Source organism: Thiomicrospira microaerophila, from assembly GCF_000934765.1.
Taxonomy (GTDB): Bacteria; Pseudomonadota; Gammaproteobacteria; order Thiomicrospirales; family Thiomicrospiraceae; genus Thiomicrospira; species Thiomicrospira microaerophila.
The window spans coordinates 1-2872 of sequence record NZ_JYNN01000091.1 but is presented as its reverse complement, the minus strand read 5'-3'; the positions used below and the strand labels follow the sequence as shown (position 1 = coordinate 2872).

The 2872-nt window shown below is 46.2% G+C and carries 5 protein-coding genes and 2 pseudogenes; 1 reads left to right on the top strand and 6 read right to left on the bottom strand.

What is annotated here, in order from left to right:
• The 6 genes and pseudogenes from NA59_RS12595 to NA59_RS12575 all read right to left on the bottom strand — a co-directional run.
• A partial coding sequence (locus tag NA59_RS12595) for a DUF2335 domain-containing protein (RefSeq protein WP_044413482.1) occupies nt 1-355 on the bottom strand: 355 nt, incomplete at its 3' end.
• Complete coding sequence (locus NA59_RS12590) at nt 352-540, bottom strand: hypothetical protein (protein WP_044413479.1); 189 nt, start codon at nt 538-540, stop codon at nt 352-354. The genes NA59_RS12590 and NA59_RS12595, both read right to left, overlap by 4 nt.
• 16 nt (nt 541-556) lie before the next feature.
• Nucleotides 557-1162 (bottom strand): DegT/DnrJ/EryC1/StrS family aminotransferase, encoded by a 606-nt coding sequence (locus tag NA59_RS15750; protein ID WP_269763858.1) that lies wholly within the window; start codon nt 1160-1162, stop codon nt 557-559.
• 20 nt (nt 1163-1182) lie between these two features.
• Nucleotides 1183-1696, bottom strand: a pseudogene (locus NA59_RS15775) (DegT/DnrJ/EryC1/StrS family aminotransferase).
• A 142-nt stretch (nt 1697-1838) separates the two neighbouring features.
• Nucleotides 1839-2039 carry a hypothetical protein gene (locus tag NA59_RS12580; RefSeq protein WP_044413476.1) on the bottom strand — a complete coding sequence of 67 codons (201 nt, stop codon included), beginning with the start codon at nt 2037-2039 and terminating at the stop codon, nt 1839-1841.
• Between the two features lie 10 nt (nt 2040-2049).
• Nucleotides 2050-2679: pseudogene (locus tag NA59_RS12575) on the bottom strand (sugar nucleotidyltransferase); the annotation flags it as partial.
• 50 nt (nt 2680-2729) lie between these two features.
• On the opposite strand from NA59_RS12575, the gene tnpA reads away from it, so the two are divergent.
• Nucleotides 2730-2872: IS66 family insertion sequence element accessory protein TnpA (gene tnpA, locus NA59_RS15850; protein ID WP_407701056.1), on the top strand; the 143-nt coding region annotated here is incomplete at its 3' end.

Here is a 2872-nt window from a genome sequence, read left to right as displayed (position 1 = left end):
ATATTATTGTTTGATTAGTCCGACAGGCTCCTAGGCGGTCTTTTTGAATCGCACCGCTTAGGGCTTTTTCGTTCATATTATGGGCATGGGTTTGTTCTTTATGGGCCATGTCTAAAATGAGTTTTCGAGCATCTTCAGGGTATTGTTTAAGTTGTTCTGGCGGAGGAATCGGCCCTGAAAAGCTTTGGTGGTGTGTTGCTGTTATCACAACGGATGGCGGTGAGTTTCTGAGTAACTTTGCAAGTTGCTTCTGTTGCCCCGTTGTTAATTCACCTTGCTCTAGCTCGTCGACTAAGTTGACGAGCTGCATTTCTTGTGTTGGATTGTCTGTATTCAATGAGGTATTCGCGTTCATTTTTGTTTGGCTTGCTGGACTTCATATTGCACTAGGGCACGGCTTAGATATTTTCCAACTTGCGTCCAATGGTCGTTTAACCGCTCCGAAACATTACTTTTTGGTACATATTGTTGATAGCCCCCAGTCGGCCAAACTTCTATATGGGCTAAACTTTTTATAAACGATAATTTTGCTCTTTCCATTGTTCAGACCTCGTTTTTAGTTTTCAACTTGATTTTGTATTATGCCACAAATCGTTTGTTGTTGGGCGGGGGCCAGGCCTGGGTAGATGGGTAAACATAAAATCCGGCTGGCGATGTCTCTTGAGATTAAGCAGGCCTGGTTGGTTGCTGGAGATTGCCGCGTCGCGTCGCTCCTCGCAATGACAGGTTCTTTCAAATAGTCTAACGTATCGAGGCTTGGGTAGAAGTAGCGTCTTGGGATGATGTTGTTTTCTTTTAGTTTGGCTTCGACTTTGAGCAGTTGTTGTTCACTTTCAAATAACACTGGCGCATAGGCGTGGTTGTTTTGGCTTTGTGGGTTCCATTGTTGGAATTGCACCAGGCCTGGTGGTAATTCGGTTTGATAGCTTTGCCAGATGCGTTGGCGTTCGGTTTTGATGGTGTCGATTTCATCGAGTACGCATAAGCCCATCGCGGCTTCAAATTCGTTCATTTTAGCGTTGGTGCCAACCGATTCGATAGTGGTCGGGCTGGTGATACCAAAGTTAATTAGTAGACGGATTTTTCTGGCGAGTTCGTCATCATTGGTAATAACCGCCCCGCCTTCAATGGTATGAAATAGTTTGGTGGCGTGAAAGCTGATGGTGCTAATGTCGCCGTAGTTTAATACGCTTTGTGTGTGACCATTTGATCGGTGTAGTTTGTGCCAAAGGCATGGGCGGCATCGTAGATGACTTTTAGCTTGTGTTTGTCGGCTATGGCTTGTATCGCTTCGACTTGGCAGGGGTTGCCAAACACGTGCACCGGCACTATCGCGCTGGTGTGTTCGGTAATCAGTTGTTCGATATTGTTGGGGTCGAGGTTAAAACAAGTTGGGTGTATGTCGGCAAATACCGGCTTTAACCCCTCCCAAGCAAGCGTGCTGGTGGTGGCGGCAAAGCTAAACGGCGTGGTGATCACTTCGCCTTTTAGGTCGAGTGCTTTGTAGGCGAGCTGTAGGGAATGATCCGTTGGCGACTAGAATCAGGTGTTTTACGCCTAGATGCTCTTTTAGGCGGCGTTCGAGTTCTTGCAATAGCGTGCCGTTATTGGTGAGCCAAGCGGTGTCATAGATACGGTCTATGTAAGACTTGTATTTGTCTTTATTGGGTAGATAGGCTTTGGTTACTGGGGTCATGTTAATTCTTAATGGTTAATTTTGAGTGTTGAATGTTTGGTTTTGAGTTTTTAGTGGTGTTGTTTTTTTGCCCAAAAATAAAAAGCAAGCCCTAATACACCAACCAGTATGCTAACGACTAAAACAGTTATGTCCATTGCGTTCATTTTTTAATATCCTCTTTTATAAGCCCTAAAATTAAAGTGCCGATTGCCGATAGGGCTATAAAAACGACGCCAGAAATATAGAATATGGCATGATCTGGCGTTTCTAGTGATTTATAGCCAAAATAACCAAACTGCGCAATCGCAACAATCTTGATGATTTCGGAAATGTATTTTGCTTGTTCATTATTAAAGGTCATAACATTGCGTTCAGTTTATCAAATCCGCTAGATATTGACCATAGCCGTTTTTGGATAGGGCTTTGGCGGTTTGGGCGACTTGTTCGTTGGTGAGCCAGCCTTTGCGCCAGGCGATTTCTTCTAGGCAGGCGATTTTGTAGCCTTGGCGTTTTTCGATGGTTTCGACGAACATGGCGGCTTCGAGTAGGCTTTCGTGGGTGCCGGTGTCTAGCCAAGCGAAGCCTCGGCCTAGTAGTTCTACGTTTAGATCGCCTGCCTCTAGATAAAGTTGGTTGATGGTGGTGATTTCGAGTTCGCCACGGTGGCTGGGTTTAACTTGTTTGGCGATTTCTACGACATCGTTGTCGTAGAAGTATAAGCCGGTAACCGCGAAGTTAGATTTTGGGTTTTGTGGTTTTTCTTCGATGCTGATGGCTTTTTGGTTTTCGTCAAACGCGACGACGCCAAAACGCTCGGGGTCTTTTACTTGGTAGCCGAATACGGTAGCGCCCGCTGGCCTGGTGGCGGCGCGTTTTAGGATTGGGCTGAAGCCTTGCCCCCAAAAGATATTGTCGCCAAGCACTAGGCAGACGTTGTCGTCGCCGATAAAGTCTTCGCCGGTGATAAAGGCTTGGGCTAGTCCGTCGGGGCTGGGTTGAAGTAAGCGTCCGACCGCACCCATACTAGTCGCCCCATCCTAAATCTGCCATCATGAGCGCGTCAATTAATCCAAGGACGCATCATGAAAAAAAAGCCACTTTTTGGCGCACACATCTTGATCAATGGCAACGCAGTGAACAGACACAGACCGACTACTGCAAAACCCATGAGCTATCACGTGATCAATTTGCCTA